The sequence below is a fragment of the Halorubrum rarum genome, from assembly GCF_048380895.1.
GTDB lineage: Archaea > Halobacteriota > Halobacteria > Halobacteriales > Haloferacaceae > Halorubrum.
Genome location: NZ_JBLWMN010000001.1, coordinates 302,778 through 321,727, shown reverse-complemented (window position 1 = coordinate 321,727; position 18,950 = coordinate 302,778). Strand labels below are relative to the sequence as shown.

The 18,950-nt window shown below is 67.4% G+C and carries 15 protein-coding genes; 11 read left to right on the top strand and 4 right to left on the bottom strand.

The genetic code is table 11. The features are described from left to right. Window positions 1–138 precede the first annotated feature (138 nt). From ACNSN7_RS01555 to ACNSN7_RS01515, 9 genes are all read left to right on the top strand, one after another. On the top strand, window positions 139–1,908 hold the full coding sequence (locus ACNSN7_RS01555; RefSeq protein WP_418280133.1) for a FlaD/FlaE family flagellar protein: 1,770 nt from the start codon (window positions 139–141) through the stop codon (window positions 1,906–1,908). Further along, window positions 1,898–2,383, top strand: a complete 486-nt coding sequence (gene arlF / locus ACNSN7_RS01550; protein ID WP_418280132.1) for an archaellum stator protein ArlF — start codon at window positions 1,898–1,900, stop codon at window positions 2,381–2,383. Before ACNSN7_RS01555 ends, arlF begins: the two co-directional genes overlap by 11 nt. Further along, the gene (gene arlG / locus ACNSN7_RS01545) at window positions 2,384–2,887 is read left to right on the top strand and encodes an archaellum stator protein ArlG (RefSeq protein WP_418280130.1); all 504 of its coding nucleotides are present in this window, start codon (window positions 2,384–2,386) and stop codon (window positions 2,885–2,887) included. It abuts the gene before it with no gap. A gap of 2 nt (window positions 2,888–2,889) precedes the next feature. Beyond that, complete coding sequence (arlH, locus tag ACNSN7_RS01540; protein WP_418280129.1) at window positions 2,890–3,642, top strand: archaellum protein ArlH; 753 nt, start codon at window positions 2,890–2,892, stop codon at window positions 3,640–3,642. A gap of 104 nt (window positions 3,643–3,746) precedes the next feature. Next, window positions 3,747–5,420 carry an archaellum flagellar ATPase motor FlaI gene (gene flaI / locus ACNSN7_RS01535; protein ID WP_418280127.1) on the top strand — a complete coding sequence of 558 codons (1,674 nt, stop codon included), beginning with the start codon at window positions 3,747–3,749 and terminating at the stop codon, window positions 5,418–5,420. Between the two features lie 4 nt (window positions 5,421–5,424). Continuing rightward, window positions 5,425–7,161, top strand: coding sequence for an archaellar assembly protein ArlJ/FlaJ (gene arlJ, locus ACNSN7_RS01530; protein WP_418280126.1), 1,737 nt, complete (start codon window positions 5,425–5,427; stop codon window positions 7,159–7,161). A 164-nt stretch (window positions 7,162–7,325) separates the two neighbouring features. Beyond that, window positions 7,326–8,195 carry a zinc metalloprotease HtpX gene (gene htpX / locus ACNSN7_RS01525; protein ID WP_418280125.1) on the top strand — a complete coding sequence of 290 codons (870 nt, stop codon included), beginning with the start codon at window positions 7,326–7,328 and terminating at the stop codon, window positions 8,193–8,195. A 67-nt stretch (window positions 8,196–8,262) separates the two neighbouring features. Then, window positions 8,263–9,513 (top strand): hemolysin family protein, encoded by a 1,251-nt coding sequence (locus ACNSN7_RS01520; RefSeq protein ID WP_418280124.1) that lies wholly within the window; start codon window positions 8,263–8,265, stop codon window positions 9,511–9,513. Between the two features lie 178 nt (window positions 9,514–9,691). After that, complete coding sequence (locus ACNSN7_RS01515; RefSeq protein ID WP_418280123.1) at window positions 9,692–10,435, top strand: DNA polymerase sliding clamp; 744 nt, start codon at window positions 9,692–9,694, stop codon at window positions 10,433–10,435. Window positions 10,436–10,444: 9 nt separating this feature from the next. Here the strand turns inward: ACNSN7_RS01515 and ACNSN7_RS01510 are convergent, their stop codons facing one another. From ACNSN7_RS01510 to ACNSN7_RS01500, 3 genes are all read right to left on the bottom strand, one after another. Then, complete coding sequence (locus ACNSN7_RS01510) at window positions 10,445–12,205, bottom strand: sensor histidine kinase (RefSeq protein WP_418280121.1); 1,761 nt, start codon at window positions 12,203–12,205, stop codon at window positions 10,445–10,447. A 122-nt stretch (window positions 12,206–12,327) separates the two neighbouring features. Next, a complete protein-coding gene (locus tag ACNSN7_RS01505; protein WP_418280120.1) occupies window positions 12,328–13,686 on the bottom strand; it encodes an MFS transporter in 1,359 nt (452 codons plus the stop codon). Between the two features lie 73 nt (window positions 13,687–13,759). Next, window positions 13,760–14,353 (bottom strand): DUF7474 family protein, encoded by a 594-nt coding sequence (locus ACNSN7_RS01500; RefSeq protein ID WP_418280118.1) that lies wholly within the window; start codon window positions 14,351–14,353, stop codon window positions 13,760–13,762. A gap of 165 nt (window positions 14,354–14,518) precedes the next feature. Between ACNSN7_RS01500 and mdh the strand changes: the two genes are divergently transcribed. After that, window positions 14,519–15,433, top strand: a complete 915-nt coding sequence (gene mdh / locus ACNSN7_RS01495) for a malate dehydrogenase (RefSeq protein ID WP_418280116.1) — start codon at window positions 14,519–14,521, stop codon at window positions 15,431–15,433. A gap of 171 nt (window positions 15,434–15,604) precedes the next feature. Here the strand turns inward: mdh and ACNSN7_RS01490 are convergent, their stop codons facing one another. After that, a complete protein-coding gene (locus ACNSN7_RS01490; protein WP_418280115.1) occupies window positions 15,605–17,404 on the bottom strand; it encodes an excinuclease ABC subunit C in 1,800 nt (599 codons plus the stop codon). A 144-nt stretch (window positions 17,405–17,548) separates the two neighbouring features. Here ACNSN7_RS01490 and ACNSN7_RS01485 point away from each other — a divergent pair, with 144 nt between their 5' ends. Beyond that, a complete protein-coding gene (locus ACNSN7_RS01485; protein ID WP_418280114.1) occupies window positions 17,549–18,943 on the top strand; it encodes a cytochrome P450 in 1,395 nt (464 codons plus the stop codon). The last annotated feature ends 7 nt before the right edge of the window (window positions 18,944–18,950 follow it).

Below are 18,950 nucleotides of genomic sequence, written 5' to 3'. Positions count from 1 at the left end.
TCGTGTTCCCCGGACGTGACGAGTTGGTCGTGGTTTCGACGACGACGCAATCGCCCGACCGCGTTCCTTCGAGTGCTGTTCTCATCACTGATAGTTTGAGGGGTGCCTTGAAGTGGACGCTGTGGCTCGTACCTGGTAATGGGCCTCGAACTACCGGTGTGGGGAGCTCCAACGGTCGTGTGGGTAGTCGCCACGCTGGGGCTCGTCAGCGCGAGCGTCCTCGATCGGTTCCTCGACAACGACTCCGACGACCCCGACGATTCAGGCGGCATGGGCGGGGACGACGACCTCTTCGGCGGTGGTGGCGGGGGCGGCGGTGGCGGCGGAGAGTTCGACGACTTCGACGGAATGGACGAGTGGGACGACGCGATCGAGGGCGATGAGGGCGGCGGCGACACCGACGAACTGGAGAAACGCATCGACGATCTCGAAGCCGAGGTCGCGTCGTTGTCATCGACGGTTTCGACGGTGCGCTCGGAGAACGAGGAGATCTCCGGCACCGTCGAGGAGATCGAGGAGGACGTCAGAAACTTACTCGACATCTACGAGATGGTCACGCGCGGGATCAACCCGTTCGTCGACGAGTCCAGCGGCTTCGACGACGTGGGCGGCGGCGGCGAGGGCTCGTTCGGACTCTTCGACGACGACGACGAGGAAGTCGAAGACGACCTCGACGAGGACGTCGCCAGCGCGAACGCGGACGGCTTCTTCGACGAGGATCTGGTCGAGCCCGGCGACGACGGGTTCGACGACCTCGACGACGAACTGGACGATGAGTTGGACGAGGGGCTGGACGACGAACCGGACGACGGCGACACCGCCGACGCCGCGTCCGAGACGGAACCGGCGGACGGAGACGACATGAACGACGATGGAAAGAGCTTCAGCGAACTGAAAGAGGAGTACGACGCCGGGGAGGCCGACTGGGCCGACGACGGCGGCGAAACGGACGCGGGCGCGGCCGCGGACGAGGACCCGTTCGACGACGGCACGGACTCGTTCGACGACGGCGACGACGACCCCTTCGGTGACGACGGCTTCGATGAGGCTTCGGGGCCGGTCGACGACGGCTTCGATGACGGCGGGTTCGACGACGACCCCGAACCGTCGACGCCCGACCCCGAACCGACGCGGACGTCGCCCCCCGGTGGTGACCCCGCGGAGGCAAACGGGGACGGCTTCGAGTACGTCCAGCAGGGCGATCTGTCGGGGAGTCGGCGCAAGCCGTACCTGACCGAGCTTCCCGGCGACTACGTCGGGGACCTCCTCGTGATGGAGTGGCTGGAGTTCCTCGTGTCCGCGAGCGACGTCACTGACGCGGTGCGCGCGATCAACTACTACGAGCGCATCGAGTGGGTCGGGGCGGACGCCGCCGACAGCCTCCGTGACTTCCTGTCCGGCTTCGGGACGATCGACCGCAACGTCGTCGACCAGCCCGGCACCGACCGACTCGTCCGGGAACACCACACGCGGAGTCTCCGATACATCACGCAGCTCAACGGGACGAGTTCCCACACGGTCCTGCTCGACCGGTGGGACGATCTCTCCGGCGGCTCGCTCGTCGGCGGCGTCCCGCCGGAGCCGGTTTCCCGAGGTCGAAGCCGACGGACGAACGGGGACCGACGCGGTCGCGGTGCGGACGGAAGCAGCCCTCGCCACGAGGAACACGACGACCACGACAGCCGAGGCGACACGCCCCGAGGGAGCCGCGACGACCACGACAGCCGAGGCGACACGCCCCGAGGGAGCCGCGACGACCACGACAGCCGAGGCGACACGCCCCGAGGGAGCCGCGACGGGGCGAACGGCCGCGAGGACAACGGGTCCGCCCCGCGCCCGATGAACGACCCGAACCCGCGTTCGGACCGCGCCGATCCGGCCGACGGAGGGTGGGGAGATGGGCGTTAGCGTCTCCGCGTCCACGGCCATCATCGTCGCGGGGCTGTTCTTCGCGTTCACCGCCTTTTACCCGGTCGCGGCGAACGGGTTCGAGCGCGTCACCGACGCCCAACACGACGTCGGCGAGCGGGCGCTCGAACGACAGAACACGGCGATCGGGATCGACGCCGCCGAGAACCGGACGGTCGACGGCGGCGACGAGCTCGTGATCAACGCTACCAACGACGGCTCGACCGGGCTCGTCGTGAGCGACACGACGCTGGTCGTCGACAACGAGTACGTCGACCTCGCCGACGTGAACACGACCGTCTACGACCGCGACGGGGCGACCGGCGAGACGGATCTGTGGCTGACCGACGAGACGCTGGAGATCGTCGTCGTCGACGCCGACCTGGAGACGACCATCGTCTCGGAGGCGGAACGGGTCGTCGTCGTCACCGAGAGCGGCGTCCGCGACGCGACGGCCGTGGAGGGGGGTGCCTGAATGGCGAGCGTCCCCGTCTCCCACCTCATCCTGTTCGTGGCGAGCCTCGTCATCGCCGCCGGCGTCGTCGGCACGGTGACGACCGGCGTCGATCGGGTGAGTTCCGCGGTCGACGACGGAAGTCTCGACGCGACCGAGCAGCTCCGGACGGACGTGACGGTGATCTCCGACCCGAACTCGGGGGTGTACGACCCGAACGCAGGCGAGGACGGGAACGTGACACTCCTCATAAAGAACACCGGCACCCAGCGGCTCCGCCCGGACGGCTCGGGACTCGACGTCGTGTTCGACGGGACGTTCGTGCGACCGAACGCGACGAGCGGCGAGCTGGTGTCCGTCGACGGTGCGACCGCGTGGAGCCGCGGTGACGTGCTCGCGCTCACGATCGATCTGGACGAAATCGACGGGGCCGGGAGCCTCGACGACGAGAACAGCGACCACCGAGTGTACCTCTCGATCAACGGCGACGAGGAACTGTTCCAGTTCCGCGTGGAGGGGAGCTAACGATGCCACGAGCCGATAACCTGCTGTCGCTCGGACTGGGGGATCGGGATCGACTGAACAAGGAGCTCGGGGGCGGGATCCCCCGCGGGAGCATCGTGCTCCTCGAGGGAGACTACGGTGCGGGGAAAAGCGCCATATCACAGCGCTTCTCGTACGGACTCGTCCAGGAGGGCGCGTCGGTGACGATGATGTCGACGGAGCTGACCGTCCGCGGGTTCATCGACCAGATGCACTCGCTGGAGTACGACATGGTGTCGCCGCTGTTGAACGAGGAGCTCCTCTTTTTACAGGCCGACTTCGACTCCGGAGGCGCGTTCTCCGACAGCGACGGCGAACGAAAGGAGCTACTCAAACGGCTGATGAACGCGGAGGCGATGTGGAACTCCGACGTGGTCTTCCTCGACACGTTCGACGCCATCTTCAGAAACGATCCGACGTTCGAAGCGTTGGTTCGGAAAAACGAGGAGCGGCAGGCCGCCCTGGAGATCATCTCCTTTTTCCGGGACATCATCTCACAGGGGAAAGTCGTCGTCCTCACCGTCGACCCGTCCGCGGTCGACGACGACGCGATCGGGCCGTTTCGGTCGATCGCCGACGTGTTCATCGAACTGGAGATGGTGGAGGTCGGCGGCGACATCAGACGCCAGATCAACGTCAAGCGGTTCGCCGGAATGGGCGAACAGGTCGGGGACACGATCGGCTTCTCGGTCCGTTCGGGGACCGGAATCGTCATCGAGAGCCGGAGCGTCGCATGAGATCGAGCCGGGACGACACGCTCAAGCGGGCGGCGGTCCGACGGACGAACTGACGGACGGACTGACGGACGAACGAATCGACGGACACGACGGCACGAGCAGGAATGACAGAACACGGGACCGCAAAACCCTCGGACGAGCTTCGAAAGGCGGCCATGCGCCGCCCCCACCTACGGAAACATCTCCGGGAGTTCAAACAGATCACGGGGGAGTTCCCGCAGTTCATCGAGGAGCCGAAATCCGAGTACGAGTCCGATCGGCCCAACGTGTTGTATCCGGTCGGTGGACCGATCTTCTGTCACGTGTACGGCGACCTCGGACAGGAGACGAAGTACTACGCCATCGAGCCGGAGATGTCCGGACCGCAGGCGACGATCCTCGACCAGGTGAAAAACAAGCTCCTCACCGTCAGTGGCCAGCACAGCGCCCCCGACTCCGAGGCCGAGTACGACGACCTCATCGAGGAGCTGTTGGAGGACGTCACGCACGTGCAGGCGAACCGCGAGGGGTGGAAGCGGATCCTCGAGCGGATGCGAAACTGGGGGAAGCTGTCGGTGACCGAGGAGACGTACGAGGACATTCGCTACCGACTCAATCGCGACATCGTCGGGCTCGGCCCGCTCGAGCCGGTGATGCGTGACCCCGCGAACGAGGACATTCACGTCATCGGTCCCCACGAGTGTCACGTCGATCACGGGACGTTCGGCATGCTGGAGACCACGGTCGACTTCGGCGACAAAAAGCAGTTCGACACCTGGCTTCGGAACATGGGCGAGCGGATCGGCGACCCGCTGTCCGACTCCGACCCCATCGTCGACTCGACGCTGCCGGACGGGTCGCGTATCAACATCATCTACTCCGACGACGTCTCGCTGAAAGGCTCGTCGCTCACGATCCGGCAGGGCCAAGAACAGCCGCTGTCGATCAACCAGATCACCAACTGGGGAACGCTCTCCCCGAAGCTGGCGGCGTATCTCTGGCTCTGTCTGGAGAACGAACAGACCGTCTTCGTCGTCGGGGAGACGGCGTCCGGGAAGACGACGACGCTGAACGCGATCCTCTCGTACATCCCGAGCGACTCGAAGATATACACCGCGGAGGACACCGCGGAGGTCATCCCGCCGCACAACACCTGGCAGCAGCTGTTGACCCGCGAGGGCGGCGACGAGGGGTCCTCGGACGTCGACATGTTCGACCTGGTCGCGGCCGCGCTGCGCTCCCGTCCCGACTACATCATCGTGGGTGAGGTTCGTGGTGCGGAGGGGCGAATGGCGTTCCAGGCCGCACAGACGGGTCACCCGGTCATGCTGACGTTCCACGCGTCCGACATCGTCTCGATGATCCAGCGGTTCACCTCCGATCCGATCAACGTCCCGGAGACGTTCATGGACAACGCCGACGTGGCGCTGTTCCAGAACCGGGTGAAACAGGGCGACGACGTCCTCCGCCGCGTGACGAGCGTCCAGGAGATCGAGGGATACTCGAAGGAGATGGACGGCGTCGTCACCCGGGAGGCGTTCAGTTGGGACCCGGTCGAGGACGAAATCGTCTTTCAGGGGATGAACAACTCCTACGTGCTAGAAGAGCAGATCGCGACGCTGCTCGGCTACGCCGACACGCGAGACATCTACGACGATCTGGAGTTCCGTGCGAACATGATCGAGCGCATGATCCAGGAGGGGATTCTGGGCTATCACGAGGTGAACAACGCGATCGACGCCTTCCAACGCGACGGCGTCGAAGGGCTTCCGTTCGATATGCACCGGAAGATATCCTGACGCCATGTCCGTGAAACAGGCCAGCGACGGGCTCGCAATGGCGGTGCGTCTAACCTCCGATCTCCTCGCATCGTACGAGAAGCTCGACATCTCCAAGCGGCAGTACGTCGGCTACGTGCTGGTGCCGGCGGTTCTCGTGTTCGCGCTGAGCATCGTCGGTCTGTTCGCGCTTCCGTTGCCGCTCGCAGCACGAGTCCCCGTCCCGATGTTCGGCGGCGTCGTGTTGATCGCGGCGGGGGTGTATCCGAAGATCTACCTCAGCAGCCGCGAGAACCAGATCGACAACCAGTTCCACCTCGTGATGACGCACATGACCGTGCTGTCGACGACGAACATCGACCGCATGGAGGTGTTCCGGACGCTCGCGCGCGAGGAGGAGTACGGCGTCGCCGCCGAAGAGATCGCACAGATCGTCCATCTGGTCGACACGTGGAATCAGAGCCTTGACGACGCGTGTCGGCGGCGTGCAAAGGAGGTCCCCTCCGCGATGATGAGCGACTTCTTCGACCGGTTGGGCTACACGCTCGGGGCGGGACAGTCGTTAGAGGAGTTCCTGATCACCGAACAGGACGTCATGCTCACGCAGTACGAGACGCTGTACGAGTCGTCGCTCTCGAACATCGAGGTGATGAAGGATCTGTACATGTCGATGATCCTGTCGGTGACGTTCGCGTTGGTGTTCGCGATCGTGTTGCCGATCCTGACGGGGAACAGCCCGACGGTTACGGTCTCGGCGGTGATCGCGTTGTTCGTGTTCGTGCAGGTCGGCTTCTACATCGCCATCCGGGCGATGTCGCCGTACGATCCCGTCTGGTACCACCCCGATCAGCGAGTTCCCGGTGACCTGAAACTGTGGCTGGCGCTCGGGATCGGCGGGTCGCTCACGTTCGGACTCATCGGGATCACGGCCGCCGGGATGTTCGGATACGGGCCGGGACTACCCGGCATGCTCTGGTTCCTCGGGGACGTTCCGCTCCCGCTGTATCTCGCGGTCCCGATCACGCCGATGATCGTCACCGGGATCATCCTCCGAACCGAAGAGCAGGCGATCACCGCCCGCGACGGGGAGTTCCCCTCCTTTATCCGGGCGCTTGGCGCGACCGAGAGCGCGAAGCAGTCGACGACGACCGACGTGTTGACCACGCTCCGGGACAAGGACTTCGGAAGGCTCTCACCGGCGATAGAGGGACTGTATCGCCGCCTCAACATGCGCATCAGCACGGAGGGTGCGTGGCGCTCGTTCTCGCGCGCCACGCGTTCGTACCTGATCCAGAAGTTCTCCGAGATGTACCTCGTCGCACGTCGAATGGGCGGCGAACCGAAGCAGCTCGGCGAGCTCATCTCGCGGAACATGAACGCCGTCAACCAGTTGCGCGAACAGCGCCAGCAGGCGGCGATCACCTTCATCGGACTCATCTACGGGATCACGGCGGCAGCGACGTTCGCGTTCTTCATCGGGCTGGAGATCGTGTCCATCCTCGCGGACCTGTCGGCGGACTTTGAGATGGATCAGATGGACATCGGGCAGATCATCTACGCCGGCGCGTACGACATCCCGCTGATCGAGTACCTCCTTCTGACCGTCGTCATCTTCAACGCCGCGCTCTCCTCACAGATGATCCGCACCATCGACGGCGGCAATCCCGCGAACGGCTACATCCACTTCGTGTTGCTCACGTGGCTCGGCGCGCTCACCGCCATCGCGACGCAGACGCTGGTCAACGCGCTGTTGACGATCTGACCCCGCGAGCGGCACGGACTGCGATCGGACCCCGCGATCGGTACGGACTGCGATCGGACCCCGCGATCGGTACGGACTGCGATCGGACCCCGCGATCGGTACGGACCGCCCACGACGCGGCCGCCTCCGGCAGGTTTTAAGCCGATGAGCCGATACGAACGGGTATGCAATGGAACACGGACTGGGGACTCCGTGGACGGATGGCGTTCACGATGTTTCTCCTGTTCGCCCTCTACCTCGTCTTCGTCGGATTCATCACCCTCTACTTCCAGGGTGGGATGCTCCCGCTGATCCTGCTCGGCGGGTTCGCGATCGCACAGTACTTCTTCAGTGACAAGCTCGCGCTCCGGAGCATGGGCGCTCGCGAGGTGTCCGCCGACGAGTACCCCGAGCTCCATCGGATGGTCGAGCGGCTGTGTCAGCAGGCCGATCTCCCGAAGCCGAAAGTCGCCGTCGCGGACACGCAGGTCCCGAACGCGTTCGCGACCGGCCGGAACCAGCAGAACGCGACCGTCGCGGTGACGACCGGCCTGCTCGCGACCCTCGATGACGACGAACTGGAGGGCGTCATGGCCCACGAGCTCGCGCACGTCAAGAACCGCGACGTGATGGTGATGACCATCGCCTCGTTCCTCTCGACTATCGCCTTCTTCGTCGTGCGGTGGGGATGGCTGCTCAGTGGGAACAACCGACAGGGCGCGCCCGTCATCGTCGCCATCGGCGTCTCGCTGGTCGTGTGGGTCGTCTCGTTCCTGCTGATCCGCACGCTCTCGCGATACCGTGAGTACTCCGCCGACCGCGGCGCGGCCCTGATAACGGGGAAGCCCGCCGCGCTCGCGTCGGCACTCGTCTCCATCAGCGGCCGGATGGACCGGGTGCCCAAGGAGGACCTCCGCGACGAGGCCGAGATGAACGCCTTCTTCATCATCCCGATCCGCTCGGGGTTCATCGGCAAGCTCGCCTCGACGCACCCCTCGACGGAGAACCGGATCGAGCGCCTGCGCGAGCTCGAACGCGAGATGGAGACCGCCTGACGGACCGAGACGACGCGCGACGGCACCCGGCGACACACCCTTTTATACTCCCGTTCATGTCGACCACATGGACCTCGCGATCACGCTGCTCGGTGCGGCCGCCATCGTCCTACTGACGGGGATCAGCGCGTTCTTCTCCAGTTCGGAACTGGCCGTGTTCTCGGTCGCACGACATCGGGTCGACGCCCTGGTCTCGGCGGGCGTCCCGGGGAGCGACGCGCTCGCGGCGCTGCGGGCGGACCCGCATCGCTTTCTCGTCACCGCTCTCGTGAGCAACAACGTCGCCAACATCGCGGCCGCTTCGGTCGCCACCGCCGTGCTGGTCCAGTACGTCTCGCCGAGCCAAGCGGCGACCGGGTCGACGGTGTTCACCTCCGTGTTCGTCATCGTCCTCGGCGAGATCGCGCCGAAGTCGTACGCCGTCGCGAACGCCGAGCGACACGCGCTGCGGGTCGCTCGTCCCGTCGTCGTCGCCCAGCGAGTCCTCCGGCCGGTGTTGTTCGTCTTCGAGGCGCTCTCCGGGGCCGTCAACCGCGTTACGGGTGGAGAAACGGAGATCGAGTCGTACCTCACTCGCGAGGAGATCGCGACGCTCGTCCTCTCCGGCGAGGAGACGGGCGCGCTCGACGCCGAGGAGAGCGCGATGATCCGGGGCGTTCTCGAACTGGACACGACCCGCGTCACGGCCGTGATGGTTCCGCGAACCGATATGGTCGCCGTCCCCGACACCGCGACTCCCGAGGAGGTGATCACGACCGCGGCCGCCGAGGACGTCACGCGGATGCCGGTGTACGGCGAGAACCGGGACGACGTGGTCGGCGTCGTCGACGTCCGTGACGCGATCCGCGCGAGCGAGTCGGGCGCGAGCCTCGCGAGCGTGCTCGACGAGCCGACGTTCGTCCCCGAGAGCAAGCCCGTCGGCGAGCTGTTCGAGGAGATGCGAGCGGACGAGACCCGAATGGTGATCGTCGTCGACGAGTTCGGCGCAGTGGTCGGTCTCGCGACCGTCGAGGACGTCATCGAGGAGGTCGTCGGCGAGATCGTCGGCCGCGGGGAGACCGAACACGTCAGCGTCGTCGACGCGGACACCGCGGTCGTCAGGGGATGGACCACGATCGCACATCTCAACGAGACGCTCGGGCTCTCGCTGCCCGTCGACGGCGAGTTCGAGACCGTCGCCGGCCTGATCACGACACGTGTGGGCCGACTCGCGGCGGAGGGCGACCGCGTCGAGGTCGACGGCGTGACGCTGATCGTCACCGACGCGACCCCGACGCGGATCCGTCGCGTTCGCGTGGAGTTCACGACGGACATCTGATGGGCGGGAAGTCCATCGGGGACGGAGCGCCGCCCACTCGCCACAAACCGCCGTCCAGGGTCGACGTCCCGAGGCGCAGAGGCGGTCCGAATCGGAGCCGTCGAGCGTCGATCGCGGCTCCGAGACCGTTCCGCCGATCGGGTGCCTTTTTAGGGCATACCGCCGTAGCCCGACGTATATGTTCAAGGCCATCGTGGGCGCGTCGACGCTGCAGGACGCGCTCGATTCGGTGAGCGTGCTGGTCGACGAGTGTAAGATCCGCTTAAACGAGGAGGAGCTCTCGATCCGAGCCGTCGATCCCGCCAACGTCGGCATGGTGGACCTCACCCTCGAAGCCGCGGCGTTCGAGTCGTACGAGGCCGACGGCGGCGTCATCGGCGTCAACCTCGCACGCTTGGAGGACATCGCCGGCATGGCCAACTCCGGCGATCTGATCCACCTCGAACTCGACGAGGAGACCCGCAAGCTCCACATCGAGGTCGACGGCCTCTCGTACACGCTCGCGCTCATCGACCCCGACTCGATCCGGCAGGAGCCGGACATCCCCGACCTCGATCTGCCCGCCGAGATCGTCGTCGAGGGCGCACAGCTCGACCGCGGCGTGAAAGCCGCCGACATGGTCTCCGACCACATCCGCCTCCGCGTCGACGAGACCGACGAGGCCTTCTTCATCGAGGCGGAGGGCGACACCGACGACGTCGACCTCCGACTCAGCCGTGAGGACCTGATCGCGCTCACCGCCGGTCCCGCCGACTCGCTTTTCAGCCTCGACTACCTCAAGGACATGAACAAGGCGATCCCGGGCGACGCGGAGGTGACCGTCGAGCTCGGCGAGGAGTTCCCCGTCAAACTCCACTACAGCTTCGCGGAGGGGTTAGGGACCGTGACGTTCATGTTAGCACCTCGCATTCAGAGCGACTGAGGTCCCGTTCTACCGGGGTTCAACGCTCGACCCGCGCGTTCTCTTCTCCTCGCCATCGATCTCGGTCGTGACCGGTATCCGAACGGTGACGGACGTTCCTCGCGGCTCCCGGTCGGCGTAGTCGACCGCGGCTCCGAGCGCGACGGCGGCCCACTCGACGATCCACAGCCCGATCCCCGAGCCGTGTTCGAGCGACGTCTCGCGACCGGACTCGACGGCGGCGATCTCGTGGTCGGGGATCCCCGGGCCGTCGTCCGCGACCGTGAGGACGAGCGCATCGTCCGCTCGCACGAGTTCGACTCGAACCCACGGACCGCCGTCCTCGCGCTCGACGCCAGCGTCGTCGTGGTGTTCGAGCGCGTTATCCACGGTGTTCTCGACGATCGCCCGAACGGCGGTCCGGCGGAGCTCGACGACCGCCGATCCCGCGTCGACGGTCGCGTCGACGGTCGCATCCGGGTACCGGTGGCGCGCGTCGGCGACGACCGTCTCGACGACGTTCTCGACGTCGACCGCGACCGGCGTCGCGTCCGTCGACAGCGCCTCGACGGTGCCGGCCTTCGCTCCGAGAGCGGCGAGCGCGCCTGCACGACGTTCGATCGCGTCCGCCATTCGGCGGAGGTCGGGATCGTCCAGGCGCTCGACGAGCAGCTCCCCGTATCCCCGTGCGACGCCGGCATCGTTCCGGAGGTTGTGTCGGAGGATCCGGTTTAACACCGCCAGCTGTTGGCGGCGGCGCTCCCGGTCGGTGACGTCGGAGAACACCACGGTGTAGCCGACGTGGCTCCCGGTCGAATCGGTGAGCGGCGAGGTGGACACCGAGTACGTCCGACGTCCACGGGCGGATCCGACGGTGAGCTCCTCGGTCCCGCCGTCGACGGCGACGGTCACGTCGAGGAACTCCGACAGCGCCGTGTCCCGGACGTCCGTCGACGCCGTGACGCCGAGCAGCGACTCGGCCGCGGGGTTGAGCCGGACGATCCGACCGTCGAGCGCGAGCGCCACGATCGGGTCGGTCAGATCGTCGATGGCGGTCCGCTCGGCCGCCCGGCTCGTCGTCGGGTTCCGCTCGAACATCTCGGCGCGGGCGAACGCGTAGCCGTCGAGCGCGACGTGCGGAACGAACATGAGCGGTGCGAGCTGGAGCTGCGGAACGGGGCCGATCGCCAGTATCCACGCGACGAGCGCGAAGCCGGGTGCGAGCGGGCTCAACGCGACCGCCGCGCTCTCGCGCCAGTAGAGCGGGCCGTAGCTGAGCAGGGTGTCGACGAGCAGGAAGACGGCACTGGCGACGGCGATCAGTTCGACCGCGATCACGAGGTACGCCCACGGACCGAACGCGTACGACGCCGTCGACACGCCGAACACGGGATCGATCCGGAACGACGTCCAGTACGCACCGTGAACCGAGTTCGTGATCAACAGCGCGGTCGACAGCAGTCCGAACGCGACGACGATCCCGAACAGCCGCCCGTGGATCACGTCCCCGCGACCGGTGTACTCCAACGCGAACCCGAGAAAGGCGATCCCCGTCCAGACGATCCCGAACCACGCCGTCGTCTCGAGTACGATCCGGAGCGTGAGGTCGGAGACGGCGAGTCCGATACCGTACGAGAAACACCAGACCGCCTGCGCGGCGAACACGCCGAGGAACCAGTCGACGCCGGGCTCGTCCCGGTACGCCCGGAGCGCCCACGCGAGGACGACCGCACCGATCCCGCCGGCGAGCGAGCCGAGGACGGGCCACGCGAGGAGGGATCCGGAGATCATTCGTCGGACACGACGGGGGAGCGGCCCCTAAAACTGTCGTGCGTCCGCGGTCCGCGTCGGTCGGTTCGCGGGGTGATCGAGCCCGGATCGGTCCGCGGGTCGAACGGTCTCGAACGACGGAGTCAGCCGGTGCGCCGAACGAACGCCACGGCGACGGGAACGAGCAACAGGGCACCGACGAGGAACGGAGAGGCGTACGCGACGGTGTACAGAACCGCCATGAGCGGTGGTCCGACGGTTCGGCCGAGGCTCGCCGCACCCTGCGTCACGCCGAACGCGGCCCCCTGTCCGGCCGCGTCCGTCGACGTCGATACGAGCGTCGCAAGCGAGACGTTGACGAGCGCGTTTCCGAGCGAGAGCGTCGCGAGGACGACGAGCAACGCGACGAGCGGCCCGGTGAGCCACGTCGGACCGCCGACCGCGACGCCGCGGCCGACCCCGGCGGTGAACGGGAGCGCGGCCAGCGCGCACGCGAGCAGTGCCGCGCCGGCGGCCGCGAGGGTCCGCGAGGGAACGACGCGGGAGAGCCGTCCGACGAGCACGCCCTGATTCATCGCGCCGAGGACTCCGACGTAGGTGAGCAGGAACGCGGCCGCGGTCGCGTCGTAGCCGTACAGGTCCGCGACGTACGGGATGAACATCACCTGGACGCCCGCGAACGCGACGGCGACGACGAAGTACGCGACCGTGATCGGTCGAAGCGTCGGCGACGCGAGCGCGTTCCTGAACGTTCCGACGAACGTCACCCGGACCCCCGCCGTCCGGTTTCGACGGGGCTCCTCGAGGAACCGGTGTCCCGCGAGAACCGCGAGGAGGCTCATTCCGGCGGCGGCGAAGCTCGGGATCGAGTACGGAGTCGCCGGGACGAACGCCGGGAACACCGCGTCGGCGCGCGCAACGACGGCGTCGGCGGCGAGGAGGCCACCGATCGCCGGACCGAACACGAACCCGAGCGCGAACGACGCCCCGATCAGTCCGAGCGCGCCCGCACGTTCCTCCGGCGGAGTGATGTCGGCGACGTACGCCTGCGCGGCGGCGATGTTTCCGCCCATCGCACCCGCGAGCGTCCGAGAGGCGAAAAGCGTCGCGAGTGCGGCCGCGGTACCGAACGCGGCGTCGGCCTCGCTCGCGAACCCGAACACGACCCACGCGACCGCGGCCGTCGACAGCGACGCGAGGAGCACTGGGCGTCGGCCCAGTCGGTCGGAGAGCCGTCCCAGATACGGCGCGGAGAGGAACTGCGCCAGCGAGTACGACGCCGCCAGCAGACCGATGAAGGCGTCGCTGACGCCGAAGGATCGGACGTAAAAGGGGAGGATCGGGATCACGATCCCGAAACCGACCAGATCGATGAAGACGACGCCGATGACGACCGCGAGCGCGCGACGGGGATTGGTGACCGCCGGCGTCGACCCCTCGGTGTCGCCGACGTCCGGTGTCCCCTCGGAAATCGACGCGGCTCCGGCCTCGGGATGCGTCACGGTGAGTCAACGCGCCCGCGAATGAAAAAGGCCGAGCGTGCCGTCGAGGAGGTGACGGTCCCGTCCGGCGAACTCACCGATGGTGGTCGATGACGCGTTTCGCGGACTGTCCTTTCTCCTTCCAGCCGTAGCCCTGCTCGTACACGTGACGCTTCTTCTCGACGAGCTCCTCGGGCGAGGACTCCTCGAAGCCGCCGCGGTCCCACGCACCGGAGTCGCGGAGCCACTCGACGACGTTCTCCTTCGTTTCGGGCCACGAGAGCCCGACCATCTCGTACCACGCGATCATCGCGAAGACCGCGTTGTCGTGACAGCCGGGGACGGAGCCGTGCGTGTACACCGTCCGCATCGGCTCGCGGGTCGGCTCCGAGACGAGCTCCTTGAACTGCGCGGCCGTCAGGAGCCGGAGCGTCCCGTCCTCGCGAACGATCCGTTGTTCACGCTCGAGGGCGGCGAGTGCGGCCTTGTGCAGGCCCCCCCACGATCCGTCGGCGGCCTCCCGGAGCATCGGCTCGGACATCCCCTCGCGTTCGGCCGTGAGCACCGCCAGCAGGTCGGTGTACGCCTTCTCGATCGTCGGCCAGCTCGTCCCCTCGAACTCGCAGTCGACGTCGTGGAGGCTGTTGGTCGTCCGACAGCCGGGGCACGGGTAGCGGAACGTCGGCACTACGCGGACCTGCGTCACGCGCGGAGTTAGGGTTTTCGCGACGCGTTCGCCCGCCACGTCCGACCGCCGAATTCGACGCGTGCCGATCCCGAATGTCGACGGTTGAGGCGTGTTGTCGTCCGTTCCGAAACGTTTACTCGGCGTCCGGTCGCGGGTTTATGTGGCATGACGAAAGTTAGCGTAGTCGGCGCCGCGGGCACCGTCGGTGCAGCGGCCGGCTACAACCTCGCACTGCGTGACGTGGCGGACGAGCTCGTGTTCGTCGACATCCCCGACCAGCGGGAGACGACGATCGGACAGGCGGCCGACACGAACCACGGGGTCGCGTACGACTCGAACACGACGATCCGACAGGGCGAGTACGAGGACACCGCCGGCTCCGACGTCGTCGTGATCACCGCCGGGATCCCCCGCAAGGAGGGACAGACCCGGATCGATCTCGCCGGCGACAACGCGCCGATCATGGCGGACATCGGCTCCTCGCTCGCCGAGTACAACGACGACTTCATCACGGTTACCACCTCGAACCCGGTCGATCTGCTCAACCGACACCTGTACGAGGCCGGCGACCGCGACCGGAACCAGGTCATCGGCTTCGGCGGGCGGCTCGATTCGGCACGCTTCCGGTACGTGCTCTCCGAGCGCTTCGACGCGCCCGTCAAGAACGTCGAGGCGACGATCCTCGGCGAGCACGGCGACGCGCAGGCCCCGGTGTTCTCGAAGGTCCGCGTGAACGGGAGCGACCCCGAGTTCGACGCCGACGAGCGCGAGGAGATCCTCGCTGACCTCCAGGAGTCGGCGATGGACGTCATCAGCCGCAAGGGCGCGACGCAGTGGGGCCCCGCGACGGGCGTCGCCCACACGGTCGAGGCGATCCTGAACGACACGGGCGAGGTGCTCCCCTGTTCGCTCGTGCTCGACGGCGAGTTCGGCCACGACGACACTGCCTTCGGCGTCCCCACGAAGCTCGGCTCCGACGGCGTCGAGGAGGTCGTCGAGTGGGACCTCGACGACTACGAGTCCGAACTGCTCGGCGAGGCGGCCGAGAAGCTCTCCGAGCAGTACGAGCGGATCGCGTAGGTCGACGCGTCGACGCACCGCGCCGCCCTCGACAGATCATCCGGTCCGATTTTTTATAAGCAAAGCCGAAGCCAGTCGTCCTCGTGACCTGAGTCTCGCCCCGGAACGGGGGACGGGTGTGCGGCGGTCGTTCCGGGACGTCGTCTGCCGCCTGTCAGCCACGGAAAACCCCTACAGCCGGCCGCGGATCCGCTCCGCAGTCGTCGATCCGATCCCGTCGACGTCGGTGAGATCCGCCGTCGACGCCGCGCGCACGTTCTCGACCGACCCGAACCGCCGGAGGAGCCGCTTTCGGGTCTCCGGTCCGATACCGGGGACGTCGTCCAGCACCGTCTTCACCTCGTCGCGGACGGTCTGGTGATACTGTACGGCGAATCGATGGGCCTCGTCGCGGACGCGTTGGAGCAGGTGGAGCTCCGGCGCGTCGTCCGGCCAGCGCTGCGGCCCGTTCGGCGTCACCACCAGCTCCTCGGCTTTCGCGAGCGCGACGACCGAGATGTCCCACCCCGTCTCGGCCAGCGCGTCGCGGGCGGCGGCGAGCTGTCCCTCTCCGCCGTCGATCAGGAGGAGGTCCGGATCCGGACGGTCGTCGCGCCCGTCGACGGCGCGCTCCGCCCGCCACCGGACGAGCTCGCGCATGTTCGCGTAGTCGTCGTTGCGTTCGGAGAGCTTCTTACGTCGGTAGTCGCTCGTCTCGGCGCTTCCGTCGACGAAGCAGACGTTCGACCCGACGACGGCGGTCCCGCCGGCGTGGCTCACGTCGAACCCCTCGACGCGCTCCGGACGCCCGATCCCGAGTCGCTCGCCGAGCGCGCCGGTCGGATCGTCGCGACCGTCGCGCTTCCGAGCATTCTTCAGCGCGAGCTCGACCAGCTTCGCCTCCCGGCCCGCGCCGGGCACTCGGACCGCGACACCCTCGCCTTCGAGCCAGTCGACGACCCGCGAGTCGTCGGGACGCTCCGCGAGCAACATGGCGTCCGGGAACGGACGCTCCGCGTAGTACTGGGTCAGGAACGCCGACAGCACCGCAGCCGGGGTGTTCGCGTAGTCGTCCCCGTCGATGACGTCGGGGGCTCCCCCGTGATCCGTACCGGTTCCATCGAGACCGTCGGCAGCGGCGGCGTTCAGCCGGTGCCGGCTCCGATCGACCAACTGACCGCGTTCGCTGTGGAGCCGCGCCACGCGAGCGACGTCCCCCTCGACGGCGGCGGCCAACACGTCGACGGTCCGGTCGTCAGATCGGGCGGAGACGGCCTCGCCGCCCTCGCCGTGGAACGCCTCGACCGCCGCCAACCGGTCACGGAGGTTCGCGGCACGCTCGAACTCGGCGTTCTCCGCGGCCGCCTCCATCCGACGGCGAAGCGGGTCGGCGAGGACGCCGGTCTCACCCTCGAAGAACCGCCGAGCAGCGGTCACGTCCTCGGCGTACGACGCCGGATCGATCTCGTCGGTGCACGGCGCGGAGCAGATCCCCATCTCGTAGTCGAGACAGGGGCGCTCGCGACCCGCGTACTTGTGGTCCGAACAGCCGCGAAGTCGGTACTCGTCGCGGATCGCCTTCACGACCGTCTCGACGCGTCCCTTGTTCGTGAACGGGCCGTACGCGACGGCCCCCGCGTCCGGATCGCGAGTCACCTCTATCCGCGGGACCTCGTGGTCCGTGAACGCGACGAGCGGATACGACTTGTCGTCCTTCAGCCGGACGTTGTAGCGCGGTTGGAGCCGTTTGATGAGGTTCGCCTCGAGCAGCAGCGCCTGCGTCTCGGTGTCGGTGACCGCGAACTCGATCGCGTCCGCGCGCTCGACCATTCCCCTGATCCGATCGGATCGGGGGTCCGAATACGATCGAACCCGGTCACGGAGATCGACCGCCTTCCCGACGTACAGCGTCGTCTCACCCGACCGGAACTGGTACACGCCCGGTTCGGCGGGGAGGTCCGCGGCACGGCTCCGGACTGCGGCGGCGTCCATCGATCATCCGTAGCCGGCCGAGTCGCTTGAACGCTACGCTGAGCAGGACGATCGAGGCCGCCCTCGTGAACTGGACGCCGCTCCGATCCGGAGATCCCTTCGCTGCCGCCGAACGTTTAACCTCGGCGAGCCCACACATCTCGCATGTCCGTGACGCCCCCCGGGCCGATCGGGGACCCCCTGTTCGGAACCGCTCGACGGTACGCGAACGACCCCTTCTCGTTCATGCGGGCGTGTGCGGAGAGCTACGGGGACGTCGTGCGCTTCGATCTCGGCCCCCGCGAGACGTACATGCTCACGAACCCGTCGGACGTACAGCGCGTGCTCGTCGCCGACGCCGCACGGTACCGCAAGCCGTCGTTCGGCGACGACGCCATCCGGACGCTGCTCGGCGACGGGCTCCTGATGAGCGAGGGCGAGACGTGGGAGCGCCAGCGAGCGCTCGCAAACCCCGCGTTCCGCACGCGGCGGATCGGTGCGCTCGCGGGGACGATGGTCGAGCACACGGAGTCACAGATCGCCGGCTGGTCCGACGGTGACGTCGTCGACGTGCAGTTGGAGATCGCTCGGCTCACCGTCCGGATCATCGTCTCCGCGATGTTCGGCTCCGACATCAGCACCGAGGAGGTCCGGACGGTCCAGGAGAACCTCGAACCGCTCGGTGCACGGTTCGAGCCGGACCCGCGGCGGTTCCTGCTTCCGAACTGGGTCCCGACCCGGGAGAACCGCGAGTTCGATGCCGCGATCGACACGTTAGAGGAGCTGATAGACGGGATCGTCGCCCGACGACGCGGAACCGAACGGGACCCCTCCGTCGACCCCGCGTGGGCGGACGGCGTCGTCATGGGCGGGCCACCGGGCGACGCCGAAGGCGACCTGCCGATGGATCTGCTCTCGGTTCTGTTACGCGCGTACGACCGCGGCGAGCAGACCGAGAAGAACCTCAGAGACGAGCTCGTGACGATGCTTCTGGCCGGACACGACACGACGGCGCTCGCGCTCACGTACACGTTCTATCTCCTCTCGGAGCATCCGGAGGCTCGAGCACGCGTCGAGGCGGAGGCGACGGCGGCGACCGACGACGGTCCCCCGAACGCGGGCGACGTCCGGGAGATGGCGGACACGGAGCGCGTGCTCAACGAGGCGATGCGGCTGTATCCGCCGGTGTACACGATGTTCCGCGAGCCGAAACTCGACGTGAAGCTCGGTGGGTACCGGATCCCGGAGGGGGCCGCACTCATGCTCCCGCAGTGGGTGATCCACCGCTCCGACCGCTGGTACGACGACCCCGACGCGTTCGATCCGGAGCGGTGGACGCCGGAGCGACGGAGCGGGCGACCGCGGTTCGCGTTCTTCCCGTTCGGCGGCGGTCCGCGTCACTGCATCGGGAAGGCGTTCTCGCTCATGGAGGCGAAACTGATCCTCGCGCGCCTCTGCTCGGAGTACCGGCTGGCGTACGAGGGGCCGGAGCTGTCCCTGCGCGGCTCCCTGACGATGCATCCGGATCACCCGGTCCCGATGCGCGTTCGGAAGCGGTGATCGAGCC